Here is a 13,445-nt window from a genome sequence, read left to right as displayed (position 1 = left end):
TCATGTTATATACTTTTCATTGAACCACCATCGACGGATATTTGCTGTCCGGTGACATAGGAGGCTTCCTCTGATGCGATAAAAGCGGCCAATGAAGCCATTTCACTCGCTGAACCTACTCTTTGCATCGGGATTTCTGACGCAACAGCCTGTACAGCTTCTTCCCGTGATAATCCCTGTTGACGCATCATGTTTCCGATAAATTGTTCATACCGATCTGTAGCAATAAATCCTGGGTTTAAACAATTTACTGTGATTCCTGAGGGCGCAAGCTGTGTGGCTGCATTTTTACTAGCATTGATAATCGCTGCATTCATCATACTGTTCGTAAACATTTGGTCACCAGGTTCCTTCCAGAGGTTCCCGACAATTTGAATGATCCGGCCGTATTCATGTCTTTTCATCATCGCTGCCGCACGTTTCATCGTATCAATGTACGCAATGGCTTTCTGAGAAAATGCTGCGAGCATCTGCTCACTTTCACATGAATCAAAAGTATCTGGCTTCCCTCCTGGAATGTTATTAATCAACACATCCAGTCTGCCAAACTCTTTTTCTATTGCCGCAAAGGCCTCCGCTCGCACTCCTTCATGCGACATATCGCCACAGAAAAGAGACACCGGCTCTTTTGTTTCTGCCATACGCCCAATGTGCTGCTGCGCATCTTCTAGTGAGGATTGATTTCTAGAATTGATGATGACTTTTACATGGTCTTGGGCGGCAAGCTTTATAGCAATTGCCTTTCCAATCCCTGTACTTGCCCCTGTGACAAATGCAATTCTTTTAGACAAACTCATCCACATCCCTTTTCTACTCAACTTAGTAAAAATACATAAAATGACACATATAGAATGTATTTCAACAAAAAAAGACCTTTCTCCTGCGAAAGGCCTCTGTTCTTTATTTAAATGTCGTTTCCCAATCAAATCCGATCGTCTCATCATTCCAAGCGATTCTCTTTTCATCTGGGTTTTTCGGGTCATAGGATTCTGTCGTGAAATACACAATTTGCAGCGGCGTCTCGCCTAGTACCCGGTAGCCATGTGCGACACCCTTTGGGATGAGGAGCAGCATTGGATTGTCTTCCCCCATATAATACACGTCGGTTTCACCCTTTGTAGGAGAATCCTCACGCAAATCGTATAAAACGACCTGGGCATGACCTGCTGGGAAAAACCAAACGTCGTCTTGCTTTTCATGATAATGAAAGGCTTTGATCACTCCTGGAAAGCTTTTCGACCACGATGCCTGCCCAAAGCGTTTCAGCATCGGCTCATCATCTCGAATGAGCTCTGCAAAAAAGCCGCGATCATCACAATGTTTCATGAGTTTTTTCGTTTGTACACCATCAATCATGCTGATGCCATCTCCCTTCTTTCTGCAAATATTCGTGAAGTGCATCCTTCCAATGTCTTGGTTGCCAGCCTGTGGCTTCAATCGCTTGAAGGTCTAACACAGAATAGGCTGGACGAGGCGTTTGGAAGCCGTACTCTTCCGTGGAAATTGGCTCAATGGTCGTAGACAGGCCGCTTTTTGCGACAATTTCTGACGCAAAGTCAAACCAGGAACAGCTGTCTCGGTTACTGACATGGTAAATCCCTGCCTTCTGATCAAACAAATGAATGATTGCCTCTGCGACATCCTTTGTATAAGTAGGTGATCCTACTTGATCGTTCACGATGCGCAAATGATCCTTTGTTTCTGCGAGCCTAAGAATGGTATTCACAAAGTTATGTCCCTCATGTCCGTATAGCCACGATGTACGGATGATTTTCACTTCGTCTGACACGAGATGAATCAATTCCTCACCAAGCTTTTTACTTTTTCCATAAATGGTTTGAGGATCTGCTTGTGCATCGACTTGGTAAGGGCTGTCTGCTTGCCCGTCAAATACATAATCTGTACTGACATGTAACACATCAGCCCCCACGTTCTTTGCCTCCAGCGCTGTATAATAGGCGCCAATGCCATTGACAAGATACGCCTTTTCCGTTTCTGTTTCACATTGATCAACAGATGTATATGCTGCTGCACTGACAACAATATCAGGCTGAAAGTGTCTCATTGCGTGTCTGACTGCTTGCTGGTCTGCGATATTGAGCATACTCCTCGTTAAGGCAATGACGGTGATATCTTTTTCCTTGAGCTGTCTGCTCAATTCTTTCCCTAGTTGCCCGCCTGCACCGGTGATTAAAACTTTCATCCGTCACCCTTCTTCGCCCTGATCAAATTTGGCACAATACCAATTGATCGTTTTTTCAATACCTGCTTCAAATGACGTTTCCTGCGTCCAGCCGAGCTCCCGTTTTAGCTTACTGGCATCAATGGCATACCGTCTGTCATGCCCTTTTCGATCTTGAACAAACGCAATACGGTCATGACTGATCCCGAGCTGCGTCAGAATGGTCTTGGTCAAATCGAGATTCGTTTTCTCGTTGCCGCCGCCAATATTGTACACCTGCCCAGCTGTTCCGCTTTCAAGGACCTGCTTTACAGCTCTCGCATGATCCTCTACATACAGCCAATCGCGAATCTGCTGGCCGTCTCCATAAATCGGGATGTTTTCACCATTGATCGCTTTTCTAATAATAGTCGGTATTAATTTTTCTTCATGCTGATACGGTCCGTAGTTGTTGCTGCATCGTGTGATCATCGCGGGTAATTGGTGAGTGTGGATATAAGATTTCACAAGCAGATCTGAACTCGCCTTGCTTGCTGAATAAGGATTATTCGGTGAAAGTGGTGTTAGTTCTGTGAAAGCAGGATCATCCAGCTCCAAATCTCCATATACTTCGTCTGTTGAAATATGAATGAGTTTTTTCGCCTTTCCTTTTAAGACTGCCTCCAGCATACGATAGGTGCCGAGCACATTGGTTTGAATAAAGGGCTCAGCCGATTCAATACTGCGATCAACATGGGATTCCGCTGCAAAATGAATGATGGCATCATAGACTTCATCAAATGCTTGATCCAACTCATGCTGAAGGGTGATATCCCCTTGAATAAAACGAAAATGAGACAGCTTTAATAATTCATCCATCTCCTCTGGATGACTGGCATATGTTAACTTGTCAAAAACAGTGAGCCGGACATCGGTTTCCTGAAGCAGCAGCTTCACAAAATTTAGTCCAATAAATCCCGCTCCGCCTGTAATTAAATAAGACTTCGTCATTCGTATCCCTCTTTTTTCTTCATCGTTTCAAACATTTTCGTAGATGCTTGGTGGAGAGATTCATGTGTTCCTGCATCAATCCACCACCCTTTTAACATATCATAGGTCAGCTGGCTATTTGAGATATAGAGATTGTTTACATCTGTAATCTCTAATTCGCCTCGATCTGACGGCGAGATTTTCTCTATATATTGAAAGACTTCTTGATCATAAAAATAGATGCCGGTGACGCAGTAAGATGAACGCGGATGCTCCGGTTTTTCCTCAATTGATAATATCCGGTGGTGAGCGGCATCAATTTCTGCAATGCCAAACCGCTTTGGATCTGCCACTTCTTTCAACAGAACCTTCGCTCCGCTTTCTTGCTGCTGAAAGGCTTCAACAAAAGGGCTTAGCGAATCCTCAAATACATTATCACCTAGCATCAGCACAAATTTCTCCTCTTCTACAAAGGGCTTTGCATAGGATAAACCGTCCGAAATTCCAGAAGCTTCAGGCTGTACCTGATAGACAATGTTCATCCCGAGTTCCTGATCGCCTTCAAGTAGCTTTTGAAACAGCGGGATTTGTTCTTCTTGTGATATGACCATCACATCTAAAATCCCTGCTTCTTTCAGTTTGAACAAAGACCAATAAATCATTGGATATGGACCAACCGGCAATAAATGTTTATTGAAAATCTTCGTTAAAGGTGCCAGTCGTGATCCCTTTCCTCCTGCTAAAATAACTCCCTTCACATCTACACATCCTTATGTTCTTTTTGGTGATGATTCATGAGGTTTATAAGAATGTCTTTCACTCGTTCGGTTCCTTTTCCATCAATGAGTGACCGTCCATTGAGATGAATGCTCCTGCGGAGAAAGTAACTGGCGGATAGTCTTTCAACAGCACGCCATATATCCTTTTCATCCACAAGGTCACCTAATCCAAGATGGTGGCAGGCTCCCTTTTGTGCAAAACGAGTGGCTGTCACTGCTTGGTGGTCTACTTGCGAAAGGACAATGCTGGGCACCCCGATACAAACTGCCTCATATAACGTCATCCCGCCAGCAACAATCGCCAGATCGGCTTCTGCAAGACGGGCAGGTAATTGATCCGTATGGCGAATGAATTGAATATGCGCAGCCTCGATTTGTTCTTCGATGCGAGAGGCTTTTCCTGTAACCGCTAGAATGTGTAAATGGCCAGCTTCGAAGAGTGCTGATACAGCCTTTGATAACAATCCGCCTGGATCACTGCCTCCAAGGCTGATAACCACCTTTTTGCATTCTTTTCGAACCTCATATGTGTCTTTTAATCTGCTGATCTCGTGATCTAACAATAAATAAGGTGTTCCATAAAAATAGTCCGTTCCATTTACTTGCAGACGCTTTTCGTCCAGACCACCATAAATGCCGTTCACGACAGCATCAGCAAGCTGGCAGGCTTCTGCTCTTTCTTCTTCAAATAAGACCAGCCTTGCAGAGGCGGAGGACGCTTTGATCGATCGAAGAAACTGGAGGTCACAATCAAGCACATCAATCAGCAGAAGATCAGGATTCAGCTCTTTTATGTCCTGCTCCATTTGAAGGAATACGTTTGGTTCCTGCACTAAATGAACGTGCCAAGCTGGATGCGAGAGCATTTCTACACAAATCTGTTCATTTGTATAGAAATATAAGTCGTTTCCTTCTTGAAACAATTCTTTTGCCAGCCGTCTCATTCTGGCGACATGCCCCATCCCTCTTAAAAAACCACCGTACACAACAATCATGATTTTTTTATTCATTCAGCATCCTTCTGTCTCACAAATTGATTCAACCGAACAATATCAGGATCTTGTTCACAAATGGAGATAAGCTCAGCCGTAGGCACAGCAATAGATCCACCAGCTTTCTCAAGTAAACGGGTGGCAAATACATAATCTTCTTCTGTATCAATCGTGAATCGATAAGCAGGATATGCGAGTTCTTTGGGCGGTGTGAATAATTGCAGTTGAAATCGCTCAGGATGCTTTCGGATATACAGCGTCACATGCTCACGCTCCGGCTGCGTAAGGGGAAAATTGTCGATTTCACGTAAAATTGATGCGTCGATCATTTCCCCGGAAATACCGAGTGGCGTTCCAGTCGTATACGTGTAATCAGCCTTCTTCTGTCTATGTTCTTCAACCATTTTCGACAAAAGCGCTGGATCTATAAATGGATTATCTCCCGTTAAACGGACAATGGTTTGAGGTTCAAAATGACGGACAACCTGCGCAAATCGCTGCAGTACATCTATCTCACTACCGCGAAATACCTTATAGCCCTTTGATAAACAATATTGAGCCAACAGATCATCCTCTGCCTCGACTGTTGTAGCAATCATGAGGTTCTGGGTTTTGTGATTGTAATGATCTGATTGCTTTACCCGTTCAACAATGAAATCGATCAGTGCCATACCGCCGATCGGTTTCATCACCTTTTTTGGCAGTCTTGTTGAGCCCATTCTAGCTTGTATGACAAAGAGCACATCATTGATCATGCTCGGACTCCTGCATGAGCACATCTTTCCACGAAACGCCTGTATGGGCTGGGATGTCTCTCACAGCCTTGGCGCCAAGTAAAATCTCCATGTACCGCGGATGCAGACCTTGGATTTTTTGTCCTGGACGTAATACGGCTAGGTTTTGTGCTGTCAAAGTCTCGCCCTTTGCAATACCTTTTGTTGTAAAAATCCCTCGATACGCAAATTTACGAATCTGCCCTTCAATGGCTGTTGTCGTTTTATAAGAACTGCCAAGAATCTCCTCTGACAGAGGATGAGCGTCTTCTTCTGATTGATTTCGGTCCTTTTCCGCCGCTCGAATATGCTGAACCATTTCCTTTAATTCCTCTGGATCAAGTGCAAAGGAATGATCGGCCCCAGGCAGCGTCTTATCTACCGTGAAATGTTTTTCAATCATGGCTGCCCCAAGCTTCACAGCGGCAACAGGGGCTTCAGTTGGATGCTCACTATGATCAGAAAAGCCAATGACTGCCTCAGGAAAAGCCGAGGCTAAAGTTTGAAGCACACGAAGATTCGTGTAAGCTCTAGGTGCTGGATACTTTGCTACGCAATGCATAATGGCGACTTGATGGTTTTGCTCGCTTGTAATTGCCTCATATGCTTCATGAACATCTGCAATAGTGGCTCCGGCTGTTGAAAAAATGATGGGCTTTTGAAAAGAAGCCGTGTGACGCAAAAGAGGCAAATGATTGATTTCATAGGATGCCAGTTTGAAAGCCGGCGGATCGGTTTGATTCAATAGATCCGCAGATTCTTCGTCACACACTGTGCTTAAAAACATCAGCCCTTTTTCCTCACAGCGCGTCAATAAAGCTGGCAGCCATTCGGGCGGCAGCTCCATTTGTTCGACTAAAGAAAAAATGGATACCTCTTCTCCCTTGGCTGTTTCGTATAAACCCGGTTCCTTTTGATACATCCGATCAGCTTGAAACATTTGAAACTTCACTGCATCGGCACCTGCTTCTTTTGCCACATCAATTAAAGCAAGCGCCTGATCCAGCTTTCCATCATGGTTAATGCCTGCCTCTGCAATGATAAAAACAGGCGCACCATCCCCCACTTTGCGATCTCCAATATAGAAATGCGCCATCTTATCTCTCTCCTTTTTTCGGCCATACATGGTAATACAAGAAGGCATTTGTTGTTCTAAAGCCCATCTTTTCGTACAGCTGAATGGCGGTTGTGTTATGCAGCTGTGTTCCGGCAGAAATAAAACAATGCCCTCTCTCATAAGAGACCTTCATCATCTCGATAAACAGTTTTTTCCCGATCCCTTTTCCTTGTACATCCGGTCTAATCGCAAACAGCTCAAGCGCCATTTCATCGCCCTTGGTCATCCCTTGTATCAAGCCCACGACTTCATCGTTCACCTTTGCCACGAGATTGATATCTGCACGTCCGAGCAAATTGTTTCTCATCCATTCTTGATAGAAATGCTGGACGACATTCTGGTCTAAAAATGGATCGAGTGCATACCGGCTTTTCACAAAAGCCTGATGACCAAGTGAAACCGCCTCATCGTATTCCTTTTCATCCGGCAGACTTATCACCACATCTTCACCTGTTGATGGCATCTCCATGTGAACAGGCGGCGCCTCAAGCCGAGTGAGACCGCCCACATAGTACACATGTGACAGCCTTTGGACGATCCGGTTTTTTTCAAGTTCAGCCGCTTCAAGACGTAAAAAGAAAAAATCGCATTTTTCTGTTCTCATCCAATTGATGAAGCGCTCCATCAATTCTTGAAAAGCAGATGATGACTCAGCTTCCGCAAACTTCACATGAAAAATATGCTGATCAAATATGCCGCTTTCCCATTTTGACCAGTCGAATAACAGCACCGCTTTGAGCTGGGCGCCACTGACAAGACCAAACTGCTTGAAGCCTTTCATTTGTTCAGCTTGTTGGCCGTATTTCTCCAGCCAAGCGGACAGCACCTGATCGTCTATTGCATGAACGGTCTTCATGAAGATGCCTTCTGTTCTTTTAAAATAGACAGCACCGCGGTGATGACATCCTGCACATCTTCATCTGTCATACTTGGATAAAGAGGCAGTGAGAGAGTCCGCTTGTAGTAAGCGAGTGACTTAGGGAAATCCTCTGGTGAATAGTGATAGGTTTGTTGATAGTATGGATGCAAATGAACAGGGATAAAGTGAACACTCGTGCCGATTTTATACTCCTTTTGCAGCTGATCAATCAGCTCATCGCGTGTGATGAATGCTTCTTTTGGATCCACTTGCAGTACATACAAATGCCATGCATGTCTTCCCTCATGATGGACAGGCGGCAGAATCAGCCCTGCTTCTTTTTGAAAAGCCTGATTGTATGTTTTCGCAATTTGTTCTCTCCGCGCCTGCATATCATCCAGACGGCTTAGCTGGACAAGCCCTAACGATGCCTGCACATCAAACATGTTCATTTTATAGCCAGGTTCCTCGACCTCGTAGTACCATGTTCCTTTTTCTCCATAACGATTCCATGCTCCCTTGCTCATCCCATGGAGTGCTAGTCTTCTGATCCGAGCGGCAAGCGCATCATCGTTTGTCGTCAGCATGCCGCCTTCTCCAGTCGCTATGTTTTTCGTCGCATAAAAACTAAAGGCAGTCGCATCACCAATCGCTCCAATGGGCTGGCCATGGTACGTTGTATACAGAGCATGAGCGGCATCCTCGAGCACAAATAGATCGTACTTTTTGGCAATGGCTAAAATCCGGTCCATATCGCACGACTGACCAGCAAAATGAACAGGGACAATCGCTTTTGTATGTGGTGTAATCGCCGCTTCTAGTTTCTCTGCATCGAGATTGAGAGTCGCTGGGTCAATATCGACAAATACAGGTGCTGCCCCTGTATGAATGATCGTATTGGCTGTTGCGCAGAATGTCAGAGGCGTTGTAATCACCTCATCCCCACTCCCAATCCCTCTAGCCTTTAAGGCTAAAAATAAAGCAGCCGTACATGAATTGACAGCGATCGCATGTTTTGCACCGGTCAGCTGCCGAAACTCTTCTTCAAACTGTCTTACTTTTGGTCCGGTTGACAGCCAGCCGGATTTTAATGTTCCAATGACTTCGTCAATTTCTTCCTGCTCAATCAACGGCAGGGCATAAGGAAGAAATTGCGCTCTCTTTTTTTCCATATCGCTTGCACACCCCTATCTTCATCTCTGAAAATCCACACCTGTTTTTGTTTTAAGCAGAGAAAGCAGAACATCGGTCGATCGCGCATGCGGATAATGTTGTTTAATGAATTGAGCTCCTTGCTGCTTTGCCAGCTTCATCTCTTGATCATCCGACAAAATACGAATGGCTTTCTCAGCCAGTTCAACAGGGTTTTCCATATGATAGCTGCCAAGCGACTCGTAATAAGGGTATCTTCTGCCTTCTGTCATTTTCCCGATCAGCACACTCTTTTCAAAGAGCATTGCTTCAAGACCGACGGTTGATGTGAGCGTAATGACCATATCCATATATGGCAGCAGGTCATATAAGTCGATATCTTTTTTAATCAATCTCACATGATTTCCAGCTCGTTCAATGGACACATACTCATTTAATCGGTTTCGGGCAATTTCCCACGGATGCGGCTTCATGATCAACTGAATGTCTTTCCGTTTTGCAATCGTTTTAAGAACATCACCATAGAAGGCTTCTGAGAACGGCTGCGTTGCCACAAGCACGGTCTTTTTGGCAGGATTGAAGTTCAATTTACGAAAGATGAGTTCCTGTTGAAGCGGCGTTCGATCCTTCACCAAATCAAACCTCGGATGACCTGTGATCTCCACCTGTTCCGGCTGACAGCCTTTGTCTACATACCAGTCCTTTTCATACTTTCCAAACACCCCATGGCACGTCGTGAAAATCGGCAAAAAGGCTTCGTCTCCCATAAGTGCGCCGTGCTGAAGACAGATACTCGTGAGCTGGCGTTTCACTGTTTGCAGTGCCAGTACGCGGCTGTAAGCATCCTCCGTCGTCCCCACAATGACGGCTGCAATTGGCTCCATCTGAAATAGAACTTCTGTCTGGTCAATCACATCAATAAATTGCACAATGTCCTTCCGAAGCTTTTCTCTAAAAAAGACATTGCCAAAGACGGGGTGCTTTGCGTAAGGTTTAAGGAGAGCATTTGCTTTTTCAATATATTCAGCATGGGCTTCTTTATTAACCTCTCCGGCTAATTCCGGCTTGCTGATGACGGGTAAACCGAAATAATCTGCCTTCTTCCAGCGAGCGAGCACCACCGTTTGACTCGTATGGAACCGCGTGTAATTTTGTTCAGTAAAACGCAGATGTTCAAAGTGAAGCAATACCTTTCCATTCGCCGGACGATAAGCAATTCGCTTGATCTGCTGCTTATGCTGATCAAAAAATGGCTGAATCTCTTCCGGCAATGGACAATCGGTTGTCAATTCTTGACCGAATACTTCATCCTCCATGCGTTCCCTTACTTCAGGACTGATATATTGATAGAAATTGCTGATCAACCCAAGAGGAATTTGTTTATAGGACAAATCCTTCATGAGATTCACATACTCAAAGTACACCTGCCAATAATGATGAATATAGTGCGACACTTCAGGTCACCTCCCATGTCTTTGTTTTAATATGTGGCGGAGCTCCCAGCAGGTAGACTGCTCAGGAAGTGCTTGAATAAAGGCACTTTTCTCTTCTTCTGCCAGCTGATAGTGAATCGACTGTTCTGTGATGTAATTTGTATCTAAAACTTCATCAAAGGGATAGAACGGATAAAAATGATTTAATCGAAAAAAGAACCGGGCATCTCCTATTCGATAAAAATGCGGACTCTCGTCCCAGTAAGACCCAAATTCAGCTTGAATCTTTGATAAAATAGATGCACGATGAACGACCGAGCAATGATCTATGGCACAGGGTGCATTCCATTGCACCGTTTGCGCAGGTCGAATCGTTTCCTTTACTGGCTCTTTTTTGCTATTTAAATAGATTACTTTCGATGCAGAATAGACAATATCATCACCTGGTCGTGCATCTAGATAATGAGTGAGCTTCTCTAAACGGTCCGGGGCATAGACATTGTCATCTGTGGCATAGGAAATATACTCGCCCTTTGCCAGTTCTAATGCTTGATTAATCAGGACGGCGTATCGGGTTTTCACTGTTCTCTCCTCCAGCGATTTGACACCGCTTTGGATAAAATGAACACGGGGATCTTTGCGAAAGGGCTCAATCGCAGCAAGGGTTTTTTCGTTTGAACCATCATCCATGATAAATAGTTCAAAGTCTGAAAGCGTCTGCTGCAAGACCGCTTCAATCGATCTGCCGACGTAAGCCGCCTTGTTGTAGCTCGTCATAATGACAGTTACTTTTGTCAAAGTTTTCACCTCGGTCTCTTTCAAACTATGTTTATCATATGTGTCTCCTCTTAAAGAGACTGTAGAGTGACCTATTTTTTATAAAATTGTATTTTTTTATTGATCTATCTTTGAAAAACGCGAACTTTTTGGTAATATAAGTAATCATTTATGTGTATTAAAGGAGTAAAGAACATTGGAAGCTATGAAGAATGATCACTCCCAAGAAGAGGAAGCAAAAGGTTTTTTTCGATTTTTTAAAATTTTCGTCGCAACAAAAACGATTATTCGCTCATATCAACATTCCTCTATTCCAATTTGGCTGATGATGCTCCTTGCAAGTATCGCTGGTACAGGCTGGGTCTACGAAGGTTATTTTAGCGAGTATATGGGCAATCATATTCCGTTCCCTTTTATTCTGTTACAAGGAGCGGGATATGGTATTCTTGCAGGCAATCTGGTTCTATTTTTCGGTGTACTCATCCTAAAGTGGTTAGGGCATCTTTTTTTTGGCAGTCAAACAGCATATCGAGATGTGCTCAAAGCCTGCACGCTGACGATCTTTTTCCCTTCCGCTTTATTTTCACTCAGTTGGATTTTCACTATTGGAATGCTTGGTCCGTATACGTTTGTCAAAATCTCACCTTATTTAGATCAGCATTATGAAGTTTGGTATTATCTCGATCTTTTGACACTGATTGATGCTTATGCAAAGACGTGGATATTTGGAATGACTGTTTTAGGCATTGTCGCTGTGATGAAGCTCAGATTATGGCAAGCCTTTCTCATTGTGATCACACCGCTTGCGGCATGTTTTCTTATCATTACACTTTTATTTGGTGTCCAGCGCGCTGTAAATTGGATGATGTAAGGAAGGTTGAGCATCAGAGAGAATTTGATATTCGTGAGCAACGAAGCGCAGATCTGGCAAAGAATGCGAGGGTTTGCCCACGCCTAAGGAACTGCACCGCAGTTCCTTTTTTTCGTTCAATGTACATATTCCATCCTCCTGTCTCATAGTGTGAAAGAGAGAAAGAATGCTATGGAAACAACAGGTGCTTAAGCGCCTTCTGTTTAGAACACCATGAGGAAAGAGGAGGAACGTTATGAAATTGAAAAATCAATTTGGGCAAGGTTCGGGTTTCGAAGGTCAAGATTTTCGCCAGCAACAATATGGAGCAAATCCGTATCCTGCGCAGCAGATGGGTTATTCAGTCCCTCCCCAAATGCAGGGTCAAATGCAAGGACAAATGCAGCAGGGATTTTCACCACTGCCGTCTACTGGTTCTTCACAAGGGGGGCAGGGCACGCAGAGCGGCGGGCAGCCGTATCAAATTCCTTCTGGACCGATTTATCAGCAGAATGTCACTGGTCAGCTGCCAATCGAGCAGTCCTATATTGAAAATATTTTACGATTGAACCGCGGCAAGGTAGCCACGATTTACATGACGTTTGAGGCAAGTAAGGAATGGAACTCGAAGATTTTCAGAGGCGTCATTGAAGCTGCAGGACGTGACCACATTATCATTAGTGATAATAAGACGGGAACACGATACTTACTATTAACGATCTATCTTGATTACATTACGTTTGATGGGGAAATTCAATACGACTATCCATACTCTATGTCCACGTATTCTCCGAGATAGATAACGCCACATATAGCAAAAGCAAGGAGCAGGCGCCCTTGCTTTTTTCTTTTGACTAGGTTTTTGTCACACCTCTAAGGCGCTGGTCATAAGATGCCTAGTAGTTTTTATCAAACGCCTAGAGGTGACATCAATGACTGTTGAGCTGGATTATACATCACCGAATGTTAAATATTCATACGATCTGAGTCAAAGCCCCCTTGTGAAGTACGATCAGCATAATCTGATTAATGTTTTAGGAAAAAAACAATTAAACTCGTTGGATCAAGTATCCCTGCTGGATATATATTTGAGTAAAAGCAAAGTCGTAGAGCCTCATTATCATCAAAATGCCGCAGAGCTTGTTTATTGTATAGCCGGTTCTGCTGCTGTCTCGATGCTGAATCCATTCACAAAAAAACTGCACACCTATACCATCACCCCTGGACAGGTGGCAAACGTACCTCAAGGCTGGTGGCACTATGAAGTTGCCCTCCAAGACAGAACTCATTTGTTAGCCGTTTTTAACGCATCTACGCCAGAAGTGATCCTAGGCTCAGACCTTCTCACCCTCACCCCTGCTCACATCATGGCACATACGTATTGCATGAACGAAACACAGTGGAAGCAGGCGACACAGCCTGTGAAGCCAAGTGTGTTTATCGGACCATTTTGCCACAGAGAAGAGGAGGCACAAACGCATCCTGTCCCTCCGTCTCACTACATCCCTTATTATCAAGCACCGCCAAATTATGCCCCTTACTGGAATTAAGAAAAAAACCGA

General features: G+C 44.2%; 15 protein-coding genes. 3 read left to right on the top strand and 12 right to left on the bottom strand.

From position 1 onward, the window contains the following. Positions 1-5: 5 nt before the first annotated feature. From C6Y06_RS01510 to C6Y06_RS01455, 12 genes are all read right to left on the bottom strand, one after another. Positions 6-797: an SDR family oxidoreductase gene (locus C6Y06_RS01510; RefSeq protein ID WP_315850791.1), complete on the bottom strand. Its 792-nt coding sequence runs from the start codon at positions 795-797 to the stop codon at positions 6-8. Positions 798-900: 103 nt separating this feature from the next. Further along, positions 901-1,356 carry a dTDP-4-dehydrorhamnose 3,5-epimerase family protein gene (locus C6Y06_RS01505; RefSeq protein WP_060597527.1) on the bottom strand — a complete coding sequence of 152 codons (456 nt, stop codon included), beginning with the start codon at positions 1,354-1,356 and terminating at the stop codon, positions 901-903. Continuing rightward, positions 1,349-2,203: a dTDP-4-dehydrorhamnose reductase gene (gene rfbD, locus C6Y06_RS01500; protein WP_060597528.1), complete on the bottom strand. Its 855-nt coding sequence runs from the start codon at positions 2,201-2,203 to the stop codon at positions 1,349-1,351. The genes C6Y06_RS01505 and rfbD overlap by 8 nt, the downstream gene beginning before the upstream one ends. Positions 2,204-2,206: 3 nt before the next feature. Then, the gene (rfbB, locus tag C6Y06_RS01495) at positions 2,207-3,172 is read right to left on the bottom strand and encodes a dTDP-glucose 4,6-dehydratase (RefSeq protein WP_060597529.1); all 966 of its coding nucleotides are present in this window, start codon (positions 3,170-3,172) and stop codon (positions 2,207-2,209) included. Continuing rightward, a complete protein-coding gene (locus tag C6Y06_RS01490) occupies positions 3,169-3,909 on the bottom strand; it encodes a sugar phosphate nucleotidyltransferase (RefSeq protein WP_034660377.1) in 741 nt (246 codons plus the stop codon). Before C6Y06_RS01490 ends, rfbB begins: the two co-directional genes overlap by 4 nt. A gap of 2 nt (positions 3,910-3,911) precedes the next feature. Continuing rightward, the gene (locus C6Y06_RS01485; protein ID WP_106036424.1) at positions 3,912-4,940 is read right to left on the bottom strand and encodes a PseG/SpsG family protein; all 1,029 of its coding nucleotides are present in this window, start codon (positions 4,938-4,940) and stop codon (positions 3,912-3,914) included. Then, the gene (locus C6Y06_RS01480; protein ID WP_106036423.1) at positions 4,937-5,677 is read right to left on the bottom strand and encodes a cytidylyltransferase domain-containing protein; all 741 of its coding nucleotides are present in this window, start codon (positions 5,675-5,677) and stop codon (positions 4,937-4,939) included. The genes C6Y06_RS01485 and C6Y06_RS01480 overlap by 4 nt, the downstream gene beginning before the upstream one ends. Next, complete coding sequence (locus tag C6Y06_RS01475; protein WP_106036422.1) at positions 5,667-6,791, bottom strand: N-acetylneuraminate synthase family protein; 1,125 nt, start codon at positions 6,789-6,791, stop codon at positions 5,667-5,669. Before C6Y06_RS01475 ends, C6Y06_RS01480 begins: the two co-directional genes overlap by 11 nt. 1 nt (position 6,792) lies before the next feature. Beyond that, the gene (locus C6Y06_RS01470; protein WP_106036421.1) at positions 6,793-7,668 is read right to left on the bottom strand and encodes a GNAT family N-acetyltransferase; all 876 of its coding nucleotides are present in this window, start codon (positions 7,666-7,668) and stop codon (positions 6,793-6,795) included. Further along, complete coding sequence (locus C6Y06_RS01465) at positions 7,665-8,843, bottom strand: DegT/DnrJ/EryC1/StrS family aminotransferase (RefSeq protein WP_106036420.1); 1,179 nt, start codon at positions 8,841-8,843, stop codon at positions 7,665-7,667. Before C6Y06_RS01465 ends, C6Y06_RS01470 begins: the two co-directional genes overlap by 4 nt. Before the next feature lie 21 nt (positions 8,844-8,864). Continuing rightward, positions 8,865-10,277: a capsular polysaccharide export protein, LipB/KpsS family gene (locus C6Y06_RS01460; RefSeq protein WP_106036419.1), complete on the bottom strand. Its 1,413-nt coding sequence runs from the start codon at positions 10,275-10,277 to the stop codon at positions 8,865-8,867. Between the two features lie 6 nt (positions 10,278-10,283). Further along, a complete protein-coding gene (locus tag C6Y06_RS01455; RefSeq protein WP_181185421.1) occupies positions 10,284-11,054 on the bottom strand; it encodes a glycosyltransferase family 2 protein in 771 nt (256 codons plus the stop codon). A gap of 175 nt (positions 11,055-11,229) precedes the next feature. Here C6Y06_RS01455 and C6Y06_RS01450 point away from each other — a divergent pair, with 175 nt between their 5' ends. The 3 genes from C6Y06_RS01450 (at position 11,230) to C6Y06_RS01440 (ending at position 13,433) form a co-directional block, all read left to right on the top strand. Then, positions 11,230-11,904, top strand: a complete 675-nt coding sequence (locus tag C6Y06_RS01450) for a YIP1 family protein (protein ID WP_106036418.1) — start codon at positions 11,230-11,232, stop codon at positions 11,902-11,904. Positions 11,905-12,139: 235 nt separating this feature from the next. Then, a complete protein-coding gene (gerQ, locus tag C6Y06_RS01445; protein WP_060597535.1) occupies positions 12,140-12,682 on the top strand; it encodes a spore coat protein GerQ in 543 nt (180 codons plus the stop codon). A 133-nt stretch (positions 12,683-12,815) separates the two neighbouring features. Continuing rightward, positions 12,816-13,433, top strand: coding sequence for a cupin domain-containing protein (locus C6Y06_RS01440; protein WP_060597536.1), 618 nt, complete (start codon positions 12,816-12,818; stop codon positions 13,431-13,433). Positions 13,434-13,445: the final 12 nt, after the last annotated feature.

This window comes from Bacillus sp. MZGC1 (assembly GCF_002998605.1).
Lineage (GTDB): Bacteria > Bacillota > Bacilli > Bacillales > Bacillaceae > Bacillus.
Note: the sequence above shows the minus strand (reverse complement) of the source record. Positions and strands in the feature narration are given on the sequence as shown.

Excerpts from the sequence above, each read along its gene's own strand:
- rfbB (WP_060597529.1), bottom strand. The coding sequence starts at position 3,172 with ATGACGAAGTCTTATTTAATTACAGGCGGAGCGGGATTTATTGGACTA.
- C6Y06_RS01485 (WP_106036424.1), bottom strand. The coding sequence starts at position 4,940 with ATGAATAAAAAAATCATGATTGTTGTGTACGGTGGTTTTTTAAGAGGG.
- C6Y06_RS01470 (WP_106036421.1), bottom strand. The coding sequence starts at position 7,668 with ATGAAGACCGTTCATGCAATAGACGATCAGGTGCTGTCCGCTTGGCTG.
- rfbD (WP_060597528.1), bottom strand. The coding sequence starts at position 2,203 with ATGAAAGTTTTAATCACCGGTGCAGGCGGGCAACTAGGGAAAGAATTG.
- C6Y06_RS01475 (WP_106036422.1), bottom strand. The coding sequence starts at position 6,791 with ATGGCGCATTTCTATATTGGAGATCGCAAAGTGGGGGATGGTGCGCCT.
- C6Y06_RS01505 (WP_060597527.1), bottom strand. The coding sequence starts at position 1,356 with ATGATTGATGGTGTACAAACGAAAAAACTCATGAAACATTGTGATGAT.
- C6Y06_RS01510 (WP_315850791.1), bottom strand. The coding sequence starts at position 797 with ATGAGTTTGTCTAAAAGAATTGCATTTGTCACAGGGGCAAGTACAGGG.
- C6Y06_RS01440 (WP_060597536.1), top strand. The coding sequence starts at position 12,816 with ATGACTGTTGAGCTGGATTATACATCACCGAATGTTAAATATTCATAC.
- C6Y06_RS01480 (WP_106036423.1), bottom strand. The coding sequence starts at position 5,677 with ATGATCAATGATGTGCTCTTTGTCATACAAGCTAGAATGGGCTCAACA.
- C6Y06_RS01465 (WP_106036420.1), bottom strand. The coding sequence starts at position 8,843 with ATGGAAAAAAAGAGAGCGCAATTTCTTCCTTATGCCCTGCCGTTGATT.
- gerQ (WP_060597535.1), top strand. The coding sequence starts at position 12,140 with ATGAAATTGAAAAATCAATTTGGGCAAGGTTCGGGTTTCGAAGGTCAA.